The sequence below is a fragment of the Paraburkholderia sartisoli genome (genome assembly GCF_900107685.1).
GTDB classification, from domain to species: Bacteria; Pseudomonadota; Gammaproteobacteria; order Burkholderiales; family Burkholderiaceae; genus Paraburkholderia; species Paraburkholderia sartisoli.
The window spans coordinates 429,945-450,763 of the sequence record NZ_FNRQ01000005.1 but is presented as its reverse complement, the minus strand read 5'-3'; the positions used below and the strand labels follow the sequence as shown (position 1 = coordinate 450,763).

Here is a 20,819-nt window from a genome sequence, read left to right as displayed (position 1 = left end):
TTCAGTTCAATGCCTGTTACTGTTTTCTATTCTTGCGAATAGGTCGCTCACTCAACGTACTGACGAATGATTCTCCTGCCGGTGCTTGACACACCAGCAGCAAAACCTTCCTTTCATTACTGTGTGAGACTTGATACTTTCGCTGTCCGGCGAACCCCGAAGGATCCACCGCGCGTCGCGCATCAAGCGCCCACACTTATCGACTGTTAATTTTTAAAGATCAAGTCCGCGCCCACCACCCGAAACCGCGCCCACTTCCAACCACCCGGCACCGCTTCGTTGCACGTCGCTGCATCCGCAGCAGAGAAACGAGATTATGAAGACTCTTTTTCGTTTCGTCAACGCTATTTTTCGCTTTCGCTTAAAACCTTGTTGACGCCACGGCCGCTGGTTTCTGCAGCGGCGCTCGTTCGCAAACGAGGAGGCGAATAGTAGGTGAACATCGCCCGTGTGACAAGGGGATGACGCAAATCTTTTTTGACGGCCTATTTCCGGACCGGAGTCGCCACCGCTTCGAGCGGTACCGCGTTAGCCATGGCCGCGTAGCCGGCATCACTCGGGTGAATGTGGTCGCCGCTGTCATAGGCCTTCTGCAGGCGATCAGGCTGCATCCGATCCCGTAGCGCGGCGTCGAAATCGATCACGCCGTCGAAAGCGTGGCTCGTCCGGATCCACTGGTTCACCGCCAGGCGGATCGCTTCCCGCTGCGGCGGCAACGCCGCTGGCGTCAGCGTTGCACCGAATATCCGGATGCCGCGCCGATGCGCCGCCGCAATGACTCGCTGGTAACCGGCAGTCAGGTCGGACGCTGTCACCTGCGTATGTGGAAAATCGCAATCGAGCCCCGCGCGCGGAGGCATCGCAGCGAAATTGATGTCGTTGATGCCGACCAGCAGAATTACGGTTTTCACGCCTGGCCGCTCGAGCACATCGCGGTCAAACCGTTTGACGAGCGCGTCGCCGTAACACGGCGAATCGCTCAAGAGACGGTTTCCGCTGATTCCAAGGTTGACGACAGCCGTCGAATGATCGCCCGCGCGGGCGAACCGGCGCGCCAGTTCATCCGGCCAGCGGCGATTTCCGTTGAGACTGGAGCGCATGCCGTCGGTGATGGAATCTCCGATCGCGGCGATCGCGCCGGAGGTGGGCGAGTCGACGGACAGCCCGGTCAGCCACGCAAACTGGGTGAACCGCTGACGAAAGGCGTCGCCGCTCAAATCGCCAGCATGGTTGCCGGGGACAGAAACGTAATTGACCTGGTTCGACACCCGATGCCACGCAACAAGTCGTTGCGACGGCCCCATAAACGCGCTCACGACATAGGGCAAGCCGCTGGCGACGCTGATCGCGACCGGATCGCTTTCCGCCGCGCCACCCGGCGGTACCGTTACAGCGGTTTTGCCGCCGAACGTCACCCGCGCTTCGCTGGTACTTTGCGCGGCCGCGCCACCCGCCGAGCGTGCGATGCGGAGATCTTCGATCACAAGCGGTGTGGTGCCGTACTCATTGCTGATGTGCAATCGCACAGCATTTCCGGCCAACGTCGGGTAAATGATCTGGCGCACGGTGCGCCCGGCCATATCGGGCGCGCGATACAGCGCCGGGAGGTCGGCCCGTTGGGGAATGGGCTGGAGCGCGGTTGCCCATGCTGTGGTCCAGCTGCTGGCTGTTTCGCCGGCGAGCGCGTTGATGGGAATCGAAAACTGGGAGAGCAGAACAGCGCCGCAAGCGGCGGCGAGCGTACGAAGGCGCATTCGGGTGATCGTTCAGATGGAACAAGGCGTCCATTGTGCATGATCGCGACGTGTTGACGACTTCGGATTCCGCGGTTTGCTGCTTACGGTTTGCGGTTTGCCGGCCACCAGGAAAGATGAGGTGCCTTGATCCTGGTGCATCGCACGCTATTTCCTTGCTACGACCGGCCAGCGAAGCTCCGCTCTCCACCGGACTACCGCACGGCGGCACCCTCGACTGACCGAAAAACCCGGACAAATCATCGCGGCGCCCCACACAGCCCATCCCGCTCACGCTTCCTGCGTCGACATCATGCTCAGTGCCAGTGCTTCGGCCACTTCGATGCCGTCGATGGCGGCCGAATAGATGCCGCCCGCATAACCCGCGCCCTCGCCCGCTGGATACAGGCCTTCGATATTGACGCTCTGATAGTCCTCTTTGCGTCGCACGCGAATCGGCGACGACGTACGCGTCTCGACGCCCGTCAGCACCGCATCGTGCATGGCAAAACCGGCAATCTTTTTGTCGAGCTGCGGCAGCGCCTCGCGAATGGCCTCGATGACGTAATCAGGCAGCGCCGTGCTGAGATCGGTCGGATGCACGCCCGGCTTGTACGACGGCACGACGGAGCCAAGCGACGTCGATGGCCGCCCAGCGATGAAATCGCCGACGAGCTGCCCCGGTGCGCAATAGTTGCTGCCGCCGAGCTCGAATGCGCGCTCTTCCCACTTGCGCTGAAAGGCGATGCCAGCGAGCGGGCCGCCCGGATAATCGTCCGGCGTAATGCCGACGACAATCCCCGCGTTCGCATTGCGTTCCGCGCGCGAATACTGGCTCATCCCGTTCGTGACGACGCGCCCCGGTTCGGAAGTCGCCGCGACCACCGTGCCGCCAGGGCACATGCAGAAGCTGTAAACCGCACGCCCGTTGGCTGCGTGATGGACGACCTTGTAGTCGGCCGCGCCAAGTTCCTTGTGTCCGGCGAATTTGCCGAACCGGCTCCGGTCGATCACGCCTTGCGGATGTTCGATACGGAAACCGAGCGAAAACGGCTTCGCCTCGATATAGACGCCGCGCTCGTGCAGCATCTGGAAGGTATCGCGCGCGCTGTGCCCGACAGCCAGCACGACGTGGTCGCAGCGCAGCGTCTCGCCATTCGACAGCACCAGCGCACGCACCTTGCCCTGATCGATCTCGATGTCGTCGACGCGCGTCTCGAACCGCACCTCGCCGCCGAGTTCATGAATTGACGCGCGCATCTTCTCCACCATGCTGACGAGGCGGAACGTACCGATATGCGGCCGGCTCAGATAAAGGATGTCTTCCGGCGCGCCCGCCTTGACGAACTCGTCGAGCACCTTGCGACCGTAATGCTTCGGATCCTTGATCTGGCTGTACAGTTTGCCGTCGGAAAACGTACCGGCGCCGCCTTCACCGAACTGGACGTTGGATTCCGGATTCAGCACGCTCTTGCGCCACAGCCCGAAGGTATCCTTCGTCCGCTCGCGAACGGCCTTGCCGCGCTCGAGAATGATCGGCCGGAAGCCCATCTGCGCGAGAATCAGCCCGGCGAAAAGCCCGCACGGCCCCATTCCGATGACGACCGGACGCAGCGCCGTGCCACCCGCAGGCGCTTTCGCGACAAAGCGATACGTCATGTCCGGCGTGATGCCGCAGTGCGGCTGGCCGGCGAGGCGCTTCACGGCCGCCGCTTCGTCCTTCACCTCGACGTCGACGATGTACGTCAGCTTGATGTCGGCGCGCTTGCGGGCGTCGTGGGCACGGCGAAAAACCGTGTAACGGACAAGCCCGTCTTTCTTGACGCCAAGATCGGCGAGACGCGCGAGTACGGCGGCGTCGAGCTCGCTTTCGGCGTGATCGAGCGGGAGTTTGATTTCGCTAAGACGTAGCATGGGAACCGGGAATGCAGGAAGCCGCGAAAGCGCGGCCGATCCGCGATTTTACAGGTTATGCTGCTGGACACGGCGAGAACCGGGAGCAACCGGGCCTCCGGGCATCGTGATCGCGAACGCTTTCAATGCTTCCCGCCATGTCCCTACAGGGCCACGAATCCCTTGCGCTCAAGCGCCTGCCGGTGCCATTTATTGCCGTTCACGCCACAGTACGCGGCAAATGCAATCGACAGAGCCAGGCTGGCAAGATCGACGGTCACGTCTGCGAGCCCGATCACGGAGAGCAGCACGTCGACGATCAGCATCAGCAGCGCGACCCGCCACAACCGCCGCATGACCGCCCAGAACGGTCCGAACAGGCACGCTGGCCAGTTGAACCCGGTGCCCACCGCGATCGTCTCGTGCGTCACCGGATGCTGCAGGTAGATTTGCTCCGCCATCTGTCCTTTTTTGTTCCAGGATTAAAAGACGCGGCAATGCGAGCGCCGACGGCCCCGAACCTGCCACACCGCCAATCTCAAAAAAATCATTAACCGACCGGTCGGTTGGTTTATACTGCCGGACATGCCCAACACTGGACGAGAGCGTTAAGACCATGTACACGCAATCCCTCGATATTCCTGGCAACGTCGCGCCGATCGACGCCGCCGCCAGTTCGCCCGAGCAAGCCCGTTTCGACGCCGTCATGGAAGCCGACGGCAAGATCGAAGCACAGGACTGGATGCCCGACGCGTACCGCAAGACGCTCGTGCGACAGATCTCGCAGCACGCGCACTCGGAGGTCGTCGGCATGCTGCCCGAAGGCAACTGGATCACGCGCGCGCCGAGCCTCAAGCGCAAGGCGATCCTGCTCGCCAAGGTGCAGGACGAAGCCGGCCACGGCCTCTATCTATATAGCGCAGCCGAAACGATGGGCGTGTCGCGCGATCAGCTCGTCGACGCACTGCATAGCGGCAAGGCGAAATATTCGAGCATTTTCAACTATCCGACGCCCACATGGGCGGATGTCGGCGTGATTGGCTGGCTGGTCGACGGCGCGGCGATCATGAACCAGATTCCGCTGTGCCGCTGCACGTACGGCCCGTATGCCCGCGCGATGATCCGGATCTGCAAGGAAGAGTCGTTCCATCAGCGGCAGGGTTTCGATGCGTTGCTCTCGATGATGAAGGGCACCGAAGCGCAGCGCGAACTCGTCCAGCAGGCGGTGAACCGCTGGTGGTGGCCGGTGCTGATGATGTTCGGCCCGAGCGACAAGGATTCCATCCACAGCGGTCAGTCGTTCAAATGGGGCATCAAGCGCATTTCGAACGACGATCTGCGTCAGAAATTCGTGGACGCCACGGTCGATCAGGCGAAACTGCTCGGCGTCACGCTGCCGGACGCGGACCTGAAGTGGAACGAGGAACGCAGTCACTACGACTACGGTTCGATCGACTGGGAAGAGTTCTGGCGCGTCGTGAACGGCGATGGTCCGTGCAACAAGGAGCGCCTCGCCACGCGCGTGAAAGCGCACAACGACGGCGCCTGGGTGCGCGAAGCCGCCCTCGCCCACGCCGAAAAGCAGCATCAACGCGGACAGCAGCACGCAGCCTGAGCGGCGGCCGCGCTCGCCGTGGTCACAGCGGTATCGAAAGGACAAGGATTCAGGAGATCGACAATGGACAAGTCAGTAAACAGGGAATGGCCCATCTGGGAAGTGTTCGTGCGCAGCAAGCAGGGCCTCGATCACAAGCATTGCGGCAGCCTGCACGCGTCGGACGCAACGATGGCGCTGCGCATGGCGCGCGACGTGTACACGCGCCGCCAGGAAGGCGTGAGCATCTGGGTGGTGCCGTCGTCGGCGATTACGGCGTCCGCCCCGGAAGACAAGGCGGAGCTGTTCGATCCGGCGGGCGACAAGATCTATCGCCATCCGACGTTCTTCACGCTCCCCGACGAAGTCAACCACATGTAAGCGCCGTCATGTCCACTACGCCCCAACACCTCCAGTACGTGCTGCGCCTCGCGGATACCGCGCTGATCCTGGGTCAGCGCAACGCCGAATGGACCGGCCACGGTCCGATTCTCGAAGAAGATATCGCGCTCTCGAACATGAGCCTCGACCTGATCGGCCAGGCGCGCCTCCTGTACCAGCACGCCGCCGAACTGGAAAAAACGCTCACCGGCAACACCCGCACCGAAGACGATTACGCGTACTTCCGCGCCGAGCGCGAATTCGCGAACTACACGCTCGCCGAACTGCCGCATTACGGCCCGCTCGCCGGCACGGCGCACGCCGACAAGGACTACGCGGTCACGATCGTGCGCAATTTCCTGTTCGCGTCGCTGATGACGCATCTGTGGACGGCGCTCACCGCATCAGCGGACGCGCAGCTTGCCGCGATCGCCGCGAAGTCGATCAAGGAAACGCGCTATCACATGCATCACTCGCGCGAGTGGCTGATCCGCCTGGGCGACGGCACCGATGAATCGCATCGTCGCGCGCAGGATGCACTCGATTATCTGCTGCCGTACACGCGTGAGTTCTTCAGCGCGGACGACGTCGAAACCGCGATCGCCGCCGCGGGCATTGGTCCGAAGACGGCCGGTCTCGAAGCCGCGTGGTTCGAGGACGTCCGCGAAGCGCTCGATGAAGCCACGCTCACGTTGCCCGAGCCGGTGAAGCACATCACGAGCGGCAAGCACGGCGAGCATTCCGAGCATATGGGCTACGTGCTCGCGGAAATGCAGAGCATCGCGCGCCAGCATCCCGGCGCGACCTGGTAATCCCACGCAACCTCGCCGACGAAGCCAACCGGAGCAAGACGATGACCGCGACACTCGCCGCCCGCCCCGACACCACGCTCGATGAAGCGTGGGCCGTGCTCGAAGCCGTCCCCGATCCGGAGATTCCGGTCGTATCGATCCGGGAACTGGGCATTCTGCGCGACGTGCGCCGCACGGCCGACGGCGTGCTCGAAGTCGTCATCACGCCGACCTACTCGGGTTGCCCGGCGATGTCGCAGATCGCCGCGGACGTCGGTCTGGCGCTCGACGCCGCCGGTTTCACGCCGCACCGGATCGCGACCGTGCTGGCGCCGGCGTGGACCACCGACTGGATCACCACCGAAGCGCGCGAAAAACTGCGCGCTTACGGCATCGCGCCGCCGACCGGCAATTGCGCGAGCGATGCAGCCGCGCCGGGCGAAAAAGTCGTCCGCTTCGTGCCCCGTCCGATGGCGGCGCCGGCCTGCCCGCGCTGCGGCTCGGCGCATACCGAACGCCTCGCGCAATTCGGTTCGACCGCCTGCAAGGCGCTCTACCGCTGCATCGATTGCCGCGAACCCTTCGACTATTTCAAACCGTACTGATATGGCTATTCCGCAATTTCATTCGCTGCGCATCCGTGAAGTGCGGCCTGAAACCGCCGACGCGGTCTCGGTCGCCTTCGAGGTCCCCGTCGAGCTGCGCGAGCAGTTCCGCTTCACGCAGGGCCAGTTCGTCACGCTGAAAACCCATATCGACGGCGAGGAAACGCGTCGCTCGTATTCGATCTGCGTTGGCGTGACCGACTACGATCGCGACGGCGAACTGCGCATCGGCATCAAGCGCGTGCGCGGCGGCCGTTTCTCGAACTTCGCGTTCGACACGCTGCAGCCCGGCCATTCGATCGACGTGATGACGCCCGACGGCCGCTTCTTCACGCATCTGAACGCGGATCAGGGGCAGCAATACGTCGCGTTTTCTGGCGGCTCCGGCATCACGCCGGTGCTCGCGATCATCAAGACGACGCTCGAAATCGAGCCGCGCAGCACGTTCACGCTGGTGTACGGCAACCGCAGCGTCGACCAGATCATGTTCGCCGAAGAGCTCGAAGACCTGAAGAACCGCTTCATGAACCGGTTCATCCTGTACCACGTGCTGTCCGACGACCTGCAGGACGTCGAGTTGTTCAACGGCGTGCTCGACCAGCAAAAGTGCGCGGAATTTCTGGAGACACTGCTGCCGGCCAGTTCGATCGACGAAGCGTTCATCTGCGGCCCCGGCCCGATGATGGACGCCGCCGAAGCCGCACTGAAAGCGGCCGGCGTGCCGGCGGGCAACGTGCATGTCGAGCGCTTTGGCTCGCCGCTGCCGCAAGCCGGCGTGCCGCCCGTCGAAATCACGGAGAACACGCCCGCAGCCGATCTCGAAATCGTGCTGGATGGCAAGCGGCGCAAGCTGCGCCTGCCGTATGAGGGCGTGAGCGTGCTCGATGTCGGCCTGCGCGCCGGACTCGCGCTGCCGTACGCGTGCAAGGGCGGGGTTTGCTGCACGTGTCGCGCGAAGGTGCTCGAAGGCGAAGTGAAGATGGAGAAGAACTACACGCTGGAACAGCACGAAATCGACGACGGTTTTGTGCTGACGTGCCAGTGCCACCCCGTCAGCGACCGCGTGGTCGTGAGCTACGACGAGCGGTAAACGACGCGGCGACCGTTATCATCGGCCGCCATGGGCGAACATTGACGCCCGGAACTTTCAGTACTCCCGCGATCCGCTTACACTAGGGGCCGCCCGCAATCGGGACACCGTCCGGATTCGCGGGCGGCCCTTTTTGCCGTCCAGACGCCGATACCTCAAGCTGCCCGCCTCCTGCCGATGAGCACGACCCACTTTACGAACGGCGACGTCGCCGCCGATTCCCTGCGCGACGCCCTGCGCCGGGCCGGCCGGAACGAACGCGTCCTCGCACTGAAAGACGACCTCGCGGTCGGTCCGCTGCGCGGCGTCGACGATGCGCCGGATGTGCGCATGGACTTCTGGCAGCGCGTGTACGGCGACGTCGAGCGCGACTTTCTGGGTGAATTCGACGAACAGGCGGCCATGCTCGCCACCGTGGTCAGCGAGCACTCACATATTGTGGTGTGGCACGCGCAAAGCGCGTCCGATCAGTTGATGTTGCGCCGCGTCTGCTATCACCTGCGCGACGCGCCGCAGCGCCTTAACGAAGTGCGCCTGTCGATTCACGACCTCACCGATCCCGGCGCGTGGGCGCACAGCCGCAAGGATCAGGCGACCTCGGTCGGCATGTTCGCGCCCGACGTGCTCGAAGCGCAGCTTGCCTGCGCGGCGCCGATTTCCGTGCTGCGCATCAGCCGGCTCGCGCTCGAATGGCAGAATGTGAAGCAGGCGAACGGCGAAACGCGACGCTGGCGCGACAACGTGTTCGTGAGCGGCACCTTCGGCGAGCTCGACGCCGTGATCCTCGCGCACACCCACGACGACTGGCAGCCGGCCGCGCGCATCGCCGCGCAACTGATGACGGCCGACGTGGGCTTTCTGGTCAGCGACCGGATCGCGCTGTGGCGCTTCCAGGAACTGGCCGCCGCCGGGCGCATCCAGCTGCGCGGCGACGCCAGCGCCTGGCCGGGCCTCGAACTTTGTCTCACACGGACACCACGTCCTGCTACCCTGTCCACCGCTTCAAGCCGATAGATAACAAACACAAGACCATGGCCCGCACACGAGCCCCAGACCACGACACGCAACGCGACCAGATTCTCGAACTGGCCGCTGGAAAGTTCGCGCAAACGAGTTATCCGAGCACTTCGATGGCCGAGCTTGCCGCGGCATGCGGCACGTCGAAGGCGCGCCTCTACCATTACTACGCGAGCAAGGAAGCCATCCTGTTCGATCTGCTCGACCGCTACACCAAGCGGCTGATGCTGATCATCGCGGAAGTCGAAGGCGCGAGCCAGCGGCGCGGCCTGAGCGAGCGCGAGACATTTGCAGAACTGATCCGGGCGTTTCTCGCCGAATACGAGACGTCGCACAGCCGGCACGTCGCGCTGTTGAACGACGTCAAATATCTGGTCGACGCCCAGCGCGAGATCATCCTGAACCGCCAGCGCGACGTCGTCGCGGCGTTCGCACGACAGTTGTCGCGCGCCTACCCGGAGCGCGCCACGCGCGAAAACCAGACGGCGCTCACGATGATGGTGTTCGGCATGATCAACTGGACGTTTACGTGGCTCAAGCCGGACGGCCGGATGGGTTATCCGGAATTCGCGGAGCAGGTGGTCGCCGTAGTCGACCGCGGCCTGCGGGCAAGCGAATAAATGGCGCGATGCACCATTAAACTTTATGAATTCGCTAAAAGGGGCGATTCATAAGTTGAGTTTGATGGTGCGAATATATTTATATAAAACAATCAGTTATCTATAAATTCCCCTCTATGTAGAGCGACTCTTCGAATTCATATACGGGTTTTCCCTAGTGATGAATTGGCGTTTCCGGTAGAATTCGTTTTGCGGTGCATCATGCCGCCACACGAAAAGGAGAACCGCCATGACCCAGACCACTACACGCGCCAACGAGCCGATCGTGACATCCGATCATCCGCTGTCGGTCGCTGCACGCGCACCGGCTCTGGTTCGGGAACTCACCGTGATGGATCGCGAAAAGCTGCTCGCGCACTTCCTCGCGCTCGACGCAGACGATCGTCTGCTGCGCTTCGGCCAGATCGTGCCCGATCACGTCATCGAAAATTACGTCCGTACAATCGACTTCAAGCGCGACACGGTGTTCGGCGTGTTCGATACCACGCTGCAACTCACCGGCGTCGGTCACCTCGCCTATCTGCCCGCAGAAGGCGACAAGCGAACGGCCGAATTCGGCGTGTCCGTGCTTGAAAGCGCGCGTGGCGAAGGCATTGGCACGAAGCTATTCGAGCGTGCTGCGATTCGCAGCCGCAACACGCACGTCACCATGCTGTACATGCACTGTCTGTCGCGCAATTCGACCATGATGCACATCGCCAGGAAGTCCGGCATGAAGATCGAATACGCGTACGGCGAAGCCGATGCGTATCTCTCGCTCAAGCCAGCCGACCAGTCGAGCATCATCACGGAAATGCTGCAGGAACAGGCCGCCGTCTTCGATTACGCGCTCAAGCGCCAGGCGCGCAACGCGTCGAAGATTTTCGAATCGTTCATGCCGGCTGCCGAAGCCGCATAATCCCGCAGATCAATACAGAAAGGGCGTCCAGCGTGGACGCCCTTTCTGTATGTGGCTCCCCCACTACGCTTCCGGGCACGCACGCGCTCAACGTACCGGCAGCGCTGTCGTCTCCTTGATCTTCTCGAGCGAGAAACTCGTCTTCACGTCGATCACCGATGGATGGTGCAGCAACTGGTCCTGCACGAAACGGGAGAAATGCGCCATGTCCTCAACCTGCACGCGCAGCAGATAGTCCATCTCGCCGGTCATCGCGTGACATGCCACCACTTCCGGCCACGTTTGCACCGCCGCGCGGAACAGGTCGGCGTGCGTGGCGCCAGGCCGCGTCGCCGCCGTGCCCTCGCCACGCGCGCCCACGATCGGGCTGCTGCGCTTTTCCAGCCGTACGTTGACGTACGCCAGCAAATCGAGCCCTAACTTCTGCGCGTCGAGCAGCGCCACATACCCGCGAATCACGCCGCATTCTTCCAGCCGACGAATCCGCCGCAAACACGGACTCGGCGACAGATTCACGCACTCCGCGATCTCCTGGTTCGACAACCGCCCGTTCTCCTGCAGGATCGTGAGAATTCGCCGGTCGATCGCATCCATCTCAAATTCAGCCATTTTCTGCCGCGCTCTCCGCCTGACAAGGCAGTAAATAGCGTCAGCGTAGCCAGACATGATTAACTTCGCAAGTTTTCGCCGGCTTCCGGCCGATACACTGGCTCCCATTCATGGAAAGACGCGCTTCGCCGCGATTCAGGAGACAGAAATGCAGGTTCCAACCTGGGAAAACCCCGTCGGCACCGACGGTTTCGAGTTCATCGAATACACCGCGCCGGATCCGAAAGCGCTCGGCAAGCTGTTCGAGCAGATGGGCTTCACCGCCGTCGCGCGGCATCGTCACAAGGACGTAACGCTGTACCGTCAGGGCGATATCAACTTCATCGTCAACGCCGAGCCGGATTCGTTCGCCCAGCGCTTCGCGCGTCTGCACGGCCCGTCGATCTGCGCGATCGCGTTTCGCGTGCAGGACGCGGCGAAGGCGTATCGCCATGCACTCGAGCTCGGCGCCTGGGGCTTCGACAACAAGACCGGCCCGATGGAGCTGAACATTCCGGCGATCAAGGGCATCGGCGATTCGCTGATCTATTTCGTCGACCGCTGGCGTGGCAAGAATGGCGCCGAGCCGCACAGCATCGGCGATATCAGCATTTACGACGTCGATTTCGTGCCGATCGAAGGCGCGAACCCGAACCCGGCCGGCCACGGCCTGACGTACATCGACCACCTCACGCACAACGTCCATCGTGGCCGCATGCAGGAATGGGCGGAATTCTACGAGCGGCTCTTCAATTTCCGCCAGGTGCGTTACTTCGATATCGAAGGCAAGGTGACGGGCGTCAAATCGAAAGCGATGACGTCGCCGTGCGGCAAGATCCGCATCCCGATCAACGAAGAGGGTTCGGAGACGGCCGGCCAGATCCAGGAATACCTCGACGCCTATCACGGCGAAGGCATTCAGCACATCGCGCTCGGTAGCGCGGATATCTACACGACGGTCGACGGCCTGCGCGCCTCGAATATCGCGCTGCTCGACACGATCGACACGTATTACGAACTGGTCGACCGCCGCGTGCCCTGTCATGGCGAACCGCTCGATGAATTGCGCAAGCGCAAGATCCTGATCGACGGCGCGCCGGACGACCTGCTGCTGCAGATCTTCACCGAAAACCAGATCGGACCGATCTTCTTCGAGATCATCCAGCGCAAGGGCAATCAGGGCTTTGGCGAAGGCAACTTCAAGGCACTGTTCGAATCGATCGAGCTCGACCAGATTCGTCGCGGTGTGGTGCGGGACAAGACGTAGCCACACGCCCTTTCTGCGTCGAGATGCAGAAAGGGCGAGGACCCCGTGATGGATCCTCGCCCTTCCTTGTTGATGCGGCCGCCGTATGGAGGCCACCGCGCGAGTTCAATGTCAGCCGGCCAGCGGGCCGGCAGCGATCGGACCGGTCAGGAACGCCGGTCGGCTTGTGTCGCCTGCGTGACCCGCGGCTGATCCGCGTCACGCGATGCGAGTGCGACATGGATGGTGCGGCCGGCCGCGGTCGCGAGGGTGCTCGCGCTGTTCGAGCGAACCGGTGCGCTCATGGCAAAGAATGCTGCCGAGACCATCATGAAGGTCTGAATGTTACGTGTAATCATGCGTACTCCTTTTTCTGACTGCCTGTCCGTCCTGAGGCTCAACCGTATGCAGAGCGCTGCCAGACTATGAACAGGTGGGCTATTAGACACGCATCGGCCGCCCGGTTCCAGTCAATCGGGCGGCTTTTACAGCCTGTTACAGCACGAGATCAAACGTTACGATCGCGCTCACACAATCGTCACATCTGAATCGCAGGCACGTCCTCATATAGCCATCTGGCCGGGCTGCGGCGGGTTTGTACCAGTGCTACCATCACAAAAAAGCCGTCAATATGGCGACCCTGGCTGAAGCATTCACAAGATGCGAAAAGCGCAGAAGTTTTGGTGATCCCAAACAGGTTGGAGGAGTACACATAATGAATGCCCCGCTAGACGCCGGACAACGAGCCTCGCTCGAAGCCGCGCTATCTTCCGTCACGCTGGACGACAAATACACGCTCGAACGCGGCCGCGCGTACATGAGCGGCATCCAGGCGCTGGTGCGCCTGCCGATGCTGCAGCAGGAACGCGACAAGGCCGCCGGGCTCAACACGGCCGGCTTCATCTCCGGCTATCGCGGCTCTCCTCTTGGCGGACTCGACCTGTCGTTGTGGAAGGCGAAGCAGCATCTCGCCGGACACCGGATCGTGTTCCAGCCGGGCGTCAACGAAGACCTCGCCGCCACCGCCGTGTGGGGCTCGCAGCAGGTCAACCTGTACCCGAGCGCGAAATACGACGGCGTGTTTTCGATGTGGTACGGCAAGGGCCCCGGCGTCGACCGTACCGGCGACGTCTTCAAGCACGCGAACTCGGCCGGATCGTCGAAACACGGCGGCGTTCTCGTTCTCGCCGGCGACGATCACGCGGCGAAATCCTCCACGCTGGCTCACCAGTCCGAACACATCTTCAAGGCGTGCGGCATTCCGGTGCTGTTTCCGTCGAACGTTCAGGAATACCTCGACTTCGGTCTGCACGGCTGGGCCATGAGCCGCTACTCCGGCCTGTGGGTCGCGCTCAAGTGCGTGACCGACGTGGTCGAATCGTCGGCTTCCGTCGACATCGATCCGCACCGCACGCAAATCGTGCTTCCGACCGATTTCACGATGCCCGATGGCGGCCTGAACATCCGCTGGCCCGATCCGCCGCTCGTCCAGGAAGCGCGCCTGCTCGACTACAAGTGGTACGCCGCGCTGGCTTATGTGCGCGCCAACAAACTGGATCGCATCGAGATCGATTCGCCGCAGGCACGCTTCGGCATCATGACCGGCGGCAAGGCGTATCTCGACGTGCGTCAGGCGCTCACCGACCTCGGTCTCGATGACGAAACCTGCGCGCGCATCGGTATTCGTCTGTACAAGGTCGGCTGCGTGTGGCCGCTCGAGGCCCAGGGCGCGCATGCGTTCGCGCGCGGGCTCGAGGAAATTCTCGTGGTGGAGGAAAAGCGGCAGATCCTCGAATACGCGATCAAGGAAGAGCTGTACAACTGGCCGGATGCGCAGCGTCCGCGCGTGTACGGCAAGTTCGACGAAAAGGACGGCGCCGGCGGCGAATGGTCGGTGCCGATGGGCAACTGGCTGCTGCCCGCGCATTACGAGCTGTCGCCCGCCATCATCGCGAAAGCGATCGCCACGCGGCTCGACAAGTTCGACCTGCCGCCGGACGTGCGCGCGCGAATCGCCACGCGCATCGCCGTGATCGAGGCGAAGGAACGCGCGCTGGCGAAGCCGCGCGTCGAGGCGGAACGCAAGCCGTGGTTCTGCTCGGGTTGCCCGCACAACACGTCGACGAACGTGCCGGAAGGCTCGCGCGCGATGGCCGGCATCGGCTGCCACTACATGACGGTGTGGATGGACCGCAGCACCAGCACGTTCAGCCAGATGGGCGGCGAAGGGGTCGCGTGGGTCGGCCAGGCGCCGTTCACGAACGACAAGCACGTGTTCGCCAATCTCGGCGACGGCACGTACTTCCACTCCGGGTTGCTCGCCATTCGCGCGGCGATCGCGTCGAAGACGAACATCACCTACAAGATTCTCTACAACGACGCAGTCGCGATGACCGGCGGCCAGCCGGTCGACGGCGTGCTGACCGTGCCGCAGATCACGCACCAGCTTGCCGCCGAAGGCGCGACGAAGATCGTCATCGTCACCGACGAGCCAGAGAAATACGACAACGCAAAACAGCAGCTCGCGCCCGGCATCGCGATTCATCATCGCGACCAGCTCGACGCCGTGCAACGCGAACTGCGTGAAGTGAGCGGCACGTCGATCCTGATCTACGACCAGACGTGCGCGACGGAAAAGCGTCGCCGCCGCAAACGCGGCACGTATCCCGACCCGGCGAAGCGCGTCGTGATCAACGAAGCCGTGTGCGAAGGCTGCGGCGACTGCTCGGTGAAGTCGAACTGTCTGTCGGTCGAGCCGCTGGAAACGGAGTACGGCACGAAGCGCCAGATCAACCAGTCGACGTGCAACAAGGACTTTTCGTGCCTGAACGGCTTCTGCCCGAGCTTCGTCTCGGTCGAAGGCGGGCAGTTGCGCAAGCCGAAAGCGGCCTCCGGCGTCGGCAGCGATGCCATGCCTCCGGTGCCGGAGCCGGACGTACCCGCCATCGAAAAGCCGTATGGCGTGCTGGTGACGGGCGTCGGCGGCACGGGGGTCGTCACGATCGGCGCGCTGCTCGGCATGGCCGCGCATCTGGAGAACAAGGGCGTCACGGTGCTCGACGTCACGGGGCTTGCGCAGAAAGGCGGCGCGGTGATGAGCCACGTGCAGATCGCGAACCGTCCGGCGGACATCCACGCAACGCGCATCGCGATGGGCGAAGCGAGCCTCGTGATCGGTTGCGACGCGATCGTCACGGCCAGCGACGAATGCCTGTCGCGGATGCAGGCGGGCCAGACGCGGGTCGTGCTGAACAGCGCCGCGACGCCGACCGCCGAGTTCATCAAGAATCCGAACTGGCGTTTCCCGGGTTCGAATACGGAAGCCGACGTACGCGCGGCGGCGGGCGATGACGGCGTCGACGCGGTCGATGCGAACCACTTCGCGCTCGCGCTGCTGGGCGACGCGATCTACACGAACCCGTTCGTGCTGGGTTACGCATGGCAGCGCGGCTGGGTGCCGCTGACGTATCCGTCGCTCAAGCGCGCGATCGAACTGAACGCGGTGCAGGTCGAAAAGAATCTGTCGGCGTTCGAATGGGGCCGCCGCGCGGCGCACGATCTGGCTGGCGTGCGCAAGCTCGTGAAGTCGCAGGCGCGCGGCGAAGCGGGCACGAGCGCGGGTGCAGCGGATGAACCGGCGACGGGCGGCAAGATCATCACGCTGCACACGCCGAAGGCGCTCGACACGCTGATCGACAAACGTGCCGCGTACCTCGCGGCGTATCAGAACGACGCGTACGCCACGCGCTATCGCAGGCGCGTGGCCGACGTTCGCGCGAAAGAGGCGTCGCTCGATACCGGCGACGGTCAGTTCCCGCTGACTGAAGCGGTCGCGAAAAACCTGCACAAGCTGATGGCGTACAAGGACGAATACGAAGTCGCGCGGTTGTATGCCGACCCGGCGTTCGTCGAGAAACTGAAGGCCAGCTTCGAGGGTGACTGGAAGCTCAATCTGTATCTCGCGCCGCCCGCGTTCTCGAAGAAAGACGCGCAGGGGCACCTGATCAAGAAAAAGTACGGCCCGTGGGTGTTCACGGCGATGAACGTGCTCGCGAAGCTGAAGTTCCTGCGCGGCACGGCGCTCGATCCGTTTGGAAAAACGGACGAACGTCGCACGGAGCGCGAGCTGATCGGTGAATACGAGACGCTCGTGCAGGAGCTTTGCGCGGGGCTGACTGCCGGGAACCGCGCGCTGGCTGTCGAACTGGCAAGCCTGCCGGACGACATCCGCGGCTACGGTCACGTGAAGGAGAACAACCTGAAAGGCGTGCGCGTGAAGTGGAACGATCTGCTGGCCCGCTGGCGCTCGCCGGATTCAGGCAGCGCGCAACACGTGGCCTGAGCATGCCGCACGCCATGGCGGGTTACGCGTGACGCCTGGCCTGGTGCGGTGAAGTAAAACGAAAGGCGGTTGTCCCTCACGGGCAACCGCCTTTTTTCGACCGGACTCGCGAGACGCCTCCTCAGGCGCCCCGCGCTCCATCAACACCGCTGTACATCAGCCCGCCTGACGCACCCGCGCATTCGCCGAAGCCACCGCCGTCATGTTGATGATGCGGCGCACCGTCGCGGCCGGGGTCAGGATATGCACCGGTTTTTCCGCGCCGAGCAGGAACGGACCGACCGTCACGCCTTCGCCACCGATCATCTTCAGCAGGTTGTACGTGATGTTCGCCGCTTCCACGTTCGGCATGATCAGCAGGTTCGCCTCGCCCGAGAGCGTCGTGCCCGGGAACGCGGCCTTGCGCACCGCTTCGGACAACGCCGCGTCGCCGTGCATTTCGCCGTCGATTTCGAGCGTCGGCGCGCGTTGCGCGATCAGCTTGCGGGCCGCCGCCATCCGCGCCGACGACGAAGACGGCGCGCTGCCGAAGTTCGAGTTCGACAGCAGCGCGACCTTCGGCGTGATGCCGAATTTCTCGATCTCGCGCGCCGCCAGCATCGTCATGTCGGCGAGTTGCTCCGGCGTCGGCGTTTCGTTCACGTACGTGTCGCAGATGAACAGATTGCGGCCCGGCAGCATCAGCAGGTTCATCGCGGCGAAGTTCTGCACGTTCTCGGCCTTGCCCAGCACCTGTTCGATGAAGTCCAGGTGCGTGTGGTACTGGCCGATCATCCCGCAGATCATGCCGTCCGCCTCGCCAAGACGCACGAGGATCGCGCCGATCAGCGTGTTGAACTTGCGCATCGCCGCCTTCGCGACGTCCGGCGTGATGCCCTCGCGTGCGCCGATCTCGTGATACGCCTGCCAGCATTGCTGGTAGCGCGGATCGTCTTCCGGATCGACGATCTCGACGTCTTCGTTGCACTTCAGCTTCGAGCCCATCTTCTTCAGACGCATCTCGATCACCGAGGGCCGCCCGACGAGAATCGGCTTCGCGATCTTCTCCAGCAGCACGAACTGCGCGGCGCGCAGCACGCGCTCGTCCTCGCCTTCCGCGAACACGATGCGCGCCGGCGCCGACTTCGCCGCCGCGAACACCGGGCGCATCACCATGCCCGTGCGATAGACGGTCGTGCCGAGTTCTTCACGATACGCGTCCATGTCCTTGATCGGACGGGTCGCGACGCCCGAATCCATCGCCGCCTGCGCCACCGCCGGCGCGATCTTGATGATGAGACGCGGATCGAACGGCTTCGGAATCAGATACTCGGGACCGAATTCAAGCGAGTGGCCCTCGTACGCCTTCGCGACTTCGTCGCCCTGGTCGGTTTCCTCGGCCAGTTCGGCGATCGCGCGCACGCACGCGAGCTTCATTTCCTCGGTGATCGTGGTCGCGCCGACATCGAGCGCGCCGCGGAAGATGAACGGAAAGCACAGCACGTTGTTCACCTGGTTCGGATAGTCCGAACGGCCCGTCGCGATGATGCAGTCCGGGCGAACCTTCTTCGCGTCTTCCGGGCGGATTTCCGGATCCGGGTTCGCGAGCGCGAGAATCAGCGGGCGCGTACCCATTTCCATCACCATTTCCGGCTTCAGCACGCCCGCGCTCGAACAGCCAAGGAACACGTCGGCGCCGCGAATCGCGTCGGCGAGCGTGCGGTCTTCGGTATGCGCCGCGTAGCGCTCCTTCGACGGATCCAGATTGCCGCGACCTTCGTAGATCACGCCTTTCGAATCGCAGACCAGGATGTTCTTCTTCGACAGCCCGAGGTTCACGAGCAGATCCAGGCACGCGATCGCCGCCGCGCCCGCGCCCGAACACACGAACTTCACGTCGGCGAGCTGCTTGCCGACCACTTTCAGGCCGTTCAGGATCGCCGCCGAAGCGATTATCGCCGTGCCGTGCTGGTCGTCGTGGAAGACCGGAATCTTCATGCGCTCGCGCAGCTTCTTCTCGATGTAGAAGCACTCCGGCGCCTTGATGTCTTCGAGGTTGATGCCGCCGAGCGTGGGCTCGAGCATCGCGATCGCCTCGACGAGCTTGTCCGGATCGGACTCGTTCAACTCGATATCGAACACGTCGATGCCGGCGAATTTCTTGAAGAGACAGCCCTTGCCTTCCATCACCGGCTTCGCGGCGAGCGGGCCGATGTTGCCGAGACCCAGCACGGCCGTGCCGTTCGTGATCACGCCGACGAGGTTGCCGCGCGATGTGTACTTCTGCGCGTCGAGCGGCTCGTCGAAGATCGCCATGCAGGCCGCGGCGACACCCGGCGAATACGCGAGCGAAAGATCGAGCTGGTTCGACAACGGTTTGGTCGGCGTGACCGAAATCTTGCCGGGCTTCGGATTCTGGTGATACGCGAGAGCGCTTTGCTTAAGTTGTTCGTCCATTTTCTGACCTGCGAGACGTTAGTAATGGGCCCGGCACGTTGCATCGCGGACGGCGCCTGCGCGTATCGAATGGGTGATCGACAGCGACGGTTTTCGCTGGGCGCCGAATGGGCGCGGCGTTAAACCTGGACGTCGGGCAAAGCAATGCGGAACGTTTGGCGGGTCGATCAGTGTACACCCCGCACCCACCATTACGCGTCGGGTTTACTGTCGCCGACAGGACGGGAAACAGAATGGCCGCATGTTGCGGCGCGCCATGACGCACGGTCACGGCCTGCGTGAGCACACCGCTTATTCGAGCAACGCACCGCGTCGCTCTGGAATGAGGAACAACGTCGCGAGAATGTCGAGCAGATAGATCGACGCGAGCAGCGCAAGCGCGGCAGCGAACGAAAACCGCGCCGCCAGCGCGCCGACCGCGACAGGCCCGAAGCCGCCCACCGCGCGCCCGATATTGAAGAGCACGTTCTGCGCCGTGGCGCGCGCTTCGGTCGGATACAGCTCCGAGATCAGCGCGCCATAGCCGCCGATCATGCCGTTCACGAACACGCCCATCACCGCGCCGCCGACGAGCAACGCAAACGGCGTGGACAGATGCGCATACACGAACACCATCAGCACGGCGCCCGCCTGGTAGAACAGAAACGCCGGCTTGCGGCCGAAGCGGTCGGCGGCCATGCCGAAGAGCCAGATGCCCGCGCCCATACCGATCACCGTCGCCGCGGTCCACAAACCCGATTTCGTGAGCGAGTAACCGAACGTCTTCGAGAGATAGCTGGGCAGCCAGATCATGAGCCCGTAGTAGCCGAAGTTCTGCACGGAACAGAGAATCGTGACGCCGATGCTGGTGCGCAGCGTGTAGGCGTCGGCAACGAGCAGCTTCAGCGGCAGCCTGCGACGCTCGCCGCGTGCCGCCCGTTCAGCGTGAAGGCTGAAGAGCGCCGGCTCCTCGACGCGCCTGCGCACGGCAAACGACACGACCGCCGGCAACAAACCGACCGCGAACATGCCGCGCCAGCCGATCACCGGCAGCAGAAGCGGCGTGACGAGCGCCGCGGCCAGCACGCCCAGTTGCCAGCCGAGCCCGACGTACGACGAAACACGCGCCCGTTGCGAAGCCGGCCACGCTTCCGCCACCAGCGTCATGCCGATGCCGAACTCGCCGCCAAGGCCAATGCCCGCGATCGTCCGGTACGCGAGCAGATCGGCATAGCCCTGCGCAAGCGCGCACAGGCCGGTGAAAACGGCAAAGATCAGGATCGTCCACGTCAGCATGCGCACGCGGCCGAACCAGTCGCTGAGCACGCCGAACACGATACCGCCCGCGACTGCCCCGATCAGCGTCCAGGTGACGAGCGACCCGGCCTGCGCCGACGACAGGTGAAGGTCGAGCGCGATCACCGGCAGCATGAAGCCGAGGATCAGCAGATCGAAGCCGTCCATCGCGTAGCCGAGCACCGACGCGACCAGCGCGCGGCCGGCATAGCCACGGCGTCCGTGCGTAACGGAAGCGGAAGCGGAAGCGGACGAAGAGGGAGTGGTGTTCATGGAGCCATTGGAGATGCGCTGGAAAGTCGCGTGAGTG

At 63.3% G+C, this 20,819-nt stretch carries 17 protein-coding genes; 10 read left to right on the top strand and 7 right to left on the bottom strand.

Translation table 11 applies throughout. From position 1 onward, the window contains the following. Positions 1 to 485: 485 nt before the first annotated feature. The 3 genes from BLV45_RS17905 to BLV45_RS17895 all read right to left on the bottom strand — a co-directional run bounded on the left by BLV45_RS17905 (position 486) and on the right by BLV45_RS17895 (position 4,087). Positions 486 to 1,754, bottom strand: a complete 1,269-nt coding sequence (locus tag BLV45_RS17905; protein ID WP_090535277.1) for an SGNH/GDSL hydrolase family protein — start codon at positions 1,752 to 1,754, stop codon at positions 486 to 488. Between the two features lie 270 nt (positions 1,755 to 2,024). Then, on the bottom strand, positions 2,025 to 3,647 hold the full coding sequence (locus BLV45_RS17900) for an NAD(P)/FAD-dependent oxidoreductase (protein WP_090535276.1): 1,623 nt from the start codon (positions 3,645 to 3,647) through the stop codon (positions 2,025 to 2,027). A gap of 143 nt (positions 3,648 to 3,790) precedes the next feature. Beyond that, positions 3,791 to 4,087 carry a DUF2628 domain-containing protein gene (locus BLV45_RS17895; protein WP_090535275.1) on the bottom strand — a complete coding sequence of 99 codons (297 nt, stop codon included), beginning with the start codon at positions 4,085 to 4,087 and terminating at the stop codon, positions 3,791 to 3,793. A 155-nt stretch (positions 4,088 to 4,242) separates the two neighbouring features. Between BLV45_RS17895 and paaA the strand changes: the two genes are divergently transcribed. The 8 genes from paaA (at position 4,243) to BLV45_RS17855 (ending at position 10,622) form a co-directional block, all read left to right on the top strand. Beyond that, complete coding sequence (paaA, locus tag BLV45_RS17890; RefSeq protein ID WP_090535274.1) at positions 4,243 to 5,241, top strand: 1,2-phenylacetyl-CoA epoxidase subunit PaaA; 999 nt, start codon at positions 4,243 to 4,245, stop codon at positions 5,239 to 5,241. 63 nt (positions 5,242 to 5,304) lie between these two features. Then, entirely contained in the window at positions 5,305 to 5,601 is a 297-nt protein-coding gene (gene paaB, locus BLV45_RS17885) for a 1,2-phenylacetyl-CoA epoxidase subunit PaaB (protein WP_090535273.1), read from the top strand. 8 nt (positions 5,602 to 5,609) lie between these two features. Further along, positions 5,610 to 6,413 carry a 1,2-phenylacetyl-CoA epoxidase subunit PaaC gene (paaC, locus tag BLV45_RS17880; RefSeq protein ID WP_090535272.1) on the top strand — a complete coding sequence of 268 codons (804 nt, stop codon included), beginning with the start codon at positions 5,610 to 5,612 and terminating at the stop codon, positions 6,411 to 6,413. A 41-nt stretch (positions 6,414 to 6,454) separates the two neighbouring features. Then, entirely contained in the window at positions 6,455 to 6,997 is a 543-nt protein-coding gene (gene paaD, locus BLV45_RS17875) for a 1,2-phenylacetyl-CoA epoxidase subunit PaaD (protein ID WP_090535271.1), read from the top strand. A gap of 1 nt (position 6,998) precedes the next feature. Next, positions 6,999 to 8,087, top strand: a complete 1,089-nt coding sequence (gene paaE / locus BLV45_RS17870; RefSeq protein ID WP_090535270.1) for a 1,2-phenylacetyl-CoA epoxidase subunit PaaE — start codon at positions 6,999 to 7,001, stop codon at positions 8,085 to 8,087. Between the two features lie 177 nt (positions 8,088 to 8,264). Further along, a complete protein-coding gene (locus BLV45_RS17865) occupies positions 8,265 to 9,101 on the top strand; it encodes a DUF1835 domain-containing protein (protein ID WP_090535269.1) in 837 nt (278 codons plus the stop codon). 17 nt (positions 9,102 to 9,118) lie between these two features. Beyond that, the gene (locus tag BLV45_RS17860) at positions 9,119 to 9,724 is read left to right on the top strand and encodes a TetR/AcrR family transcriptional regulator (RefSeq protein ID WP_090535268.1); all 606 of its coding nucleotides are present in this window, start codon (positions 9,119 to 9,121) and stop codon (positions 9,722 to 9,724) included. Positions 9,725 to 9,953: 229 nt separating this feature from the next. Further along, positions 9,954 to 10,622, top strand: coding sequence for a GNAT family N-acetyltransferase (locus BLV45_RS17855; RefSeq protein ID WP_090535267.1), 669 nt, complete (start codon positions 9,954 to 9,956; stop codon positions 10,620 to 10,622). An 87-nt stretch (positions 10,623 to 10,709) separates the two neighbouring features. Here the strand turns inward: BLV45_RS17855 and BLV45_RS17850 are convergent, their stop codons facing one another. Then, positions 10,710 to 11,231, bottom strand: a complete 522-nt coding sequence (locus tag BLV45_RS17850; RefSeq protein ID WP_090535266.1) for an Lrp/AsnC family transcriptional regulator — start codon at positions 11,229 to 11,231, stop codon at positions 10,710 to 10,712. A 148-nt stretch (positions 11,232 to 11,379) separates the two neighbouring features. Here BLV45_RS17850 and hppD point away from each other — a divergent pair, with 148 nt between their 5' ends. Further along, the gene (gene hppD, locus BLV45_RS17845) at positions 11,380 to 12,477 is read left to right on the top strand and encodes a 4-hydroxyphenylpyruvate dioxygenase (RefSeq protein WP_090535265.1); all 1,098 of its coding nucleotides are present in this window, start codon (positions 11,380 to 11,382) and stop codon (positions 12,475 to 12,477) included. Positions 12,478 to 12,623: 146 nt separating this feature from the next. On the opposite strand, the gene BLV45_RS17840 is transcribed toward hppD, so the two are convergent. Further along, positions 12,624 to 12,815, bottom strand: a complete 192-nt coding sequence (locus tag BLV45_RS17840; protein ID WP_090535264.1) for a hypothetical protein — start codon at positions 12,813 to 12,815, stop codon at positions 12,624 to 12,626. A gap of 356 nt (positions 12,816 to 13,171) precedes the next feature. Here BLV45_RS17840 and BLV45_RS17835 point away from each other — a divergent pair, with 356 nt between their 5' ends. After that, entirely contained in the window at positions 13,172 to 16,798 is a 3,627-nt protein-coding gene (locus BLV45_RS17835; RefSeq protein ID WP_090535263.1) for an indolepyruvate ferredoxin oxidoreductase family protein, read from the top strand. A gap of 156 nt (positions 16,799 to 16,954) precedes the next feature. On the opposite strand, the gene BLV45_RS17830 is transcribed toward BLV45_RS17835, so the two are convergent. Both BLV45_RS17830 and BLV45_RS17825 read right to left on the bottom strand, forming a co-directional pair. Then, positions 16,955 to 19,234, bottom strand: a complete 2,280-nt coding sequence (locus BLV45_RS17830; RefSeq protein ID WP_090535262.1) for an NADP-dependent malic enzyme — start codon at positions 19,232 to 19,234, stop codon at positions 16,955 to 16,957. A 291-nt stretch (positions 19,235 to 19,525) separates the two neighbouring features. Next, the gene (locus BLV45_RS17825) at positions 19,526 to 20,782 is read right to left on the bottom strand and encodes an MFS transporter (RefSeq protein ID WP_090535261.1); all 1,257 of its coding nucleotides are present in this window, start codon (positions 20,780 to 20,782) and stop codon (positions 19,526 to 19,528) included. Positions 20,783 to 20,819: the final 37 nt, after the last annotated feature.

Excerpts from the sequence above, each read along its gene's own strand:
- BLV45_RS17905 (WP_090535277.1), bottom strand. The coding sequence starts at position 1,754 with ATGCGCCTTCGTACGCTCGCCGCCGCTTGCGGCGCTGTTCTGCTCTCC.
- BLV45_RS17900 (WP_090535276.1), bottom strand. The coding sequence starts at position 3,647 with ATGCTACGTCTTAGCGAAATCAAACTCCCGCTCGATCACGCCGAAAGC.
- BLV45_RS17895 (WP_090535275.1), bottom strand. The coding sequence starts at position 4,087 with ATGGCGGAGCAAATCTACCTGCAGCATCCGGTGACGCACGAGACGATC.
- paaA (WP_090535274.1), top strand. The coding sequence starts at position 4,243 with ATGTACACGCAATCCCTCGATATTCCTGGCAACGTCGCGCCGATCGAC.
- paaB (WP_090535273.1), top strand. The coding sequence starts at position 5,305 with ATGGACAAGTCAGTAAACAGGGAATGGCCCATCTGGGAAGTGTTCGTG.
- paaC (WP_090535272.1), top strand. The coding sequence starts at position 5,610 with ATGTCCACTACGCCCCAACACCTCCAGTACGTGCTGCGCCTCGCGGAT.
- paaD (WP_090535271.1), top strand. The coding sequence starts at position 6,455 with ATGACCGCGACACTCGCCGCCCGCCCCGACACCACGCTCGATGAAGCG.
- paaE (WP_090535270.1), top strand. The coding sequence starts at position 6,999 with ATGGCTATTCCGCAATTTCATTCGCTGCGCATCCGTGAAGTGCGGCCT.
- BLV45_RS17865 (WP_090535269.1), top strand. The coding sequence starts at position 8,265 with ATGAGCACGACCCACTTTACGAACGGCGACGTCGCCGCCGATTCCCTG.
- BLV45_RS17860 (WP_090535268.1), top strand. The coding sequence starts at position 9,119 with ATGGCCCGCACACGAGCCCCAGACCACGACACGCAACGCGACCAGATT.
- BLV45_RS17855 (WP_090535267.1), top strand. The coding sequence starts at position 9,954 with ATGACCCAGACCACTACACGCGCCAACGAGCCGATCGTGACATCCGAT.
- BLV45_RS17850 (WP_090535266.1), bottom strand. The coding sequence starts at position 11,231 with ATGGCTGAATTTGAGATGGATGCGATCGACCGGCGAATTCTCACGATC.
- hppD (WP_090535265.1), top strand. The coding sequence starts at position 11,380 with ATGCAGGTTCCAACCTGGGAAAACCCCGTCGGCACCGACGGTTTCGAG.
- BLV45_RS17840 (WP_090535264.1), bottom strand. The coding sequence starts at position 12,815 with ATGATTACACGTAACATTCAGACCTTCATGATGGTCTCGGCAGCATTC.
- BLV45_RS17835 (WP_090535263.1), top strand. The coding sequence starts at position 13,172 with ATGAATGCCCCGCTAGACGCCGGACAACGAGCCTCGCTCGAAGCCGCG.
- BLV45_RS17830 (WP_090535262.1), bottom strand. The coding sequence starts at position 19,234 with ATGGACGAACAACTTAAGCAAAGCGCTCTCGCGTATCACCAGAATCCG.
- BLV45_RS17825 (WP_090535261.1), bottom strand. The coding sequence starts at position 20,782 with ATGAACACCACTCCCTCTTCGTCCGCTTCCGCTTCCGCTTCCGTTACG.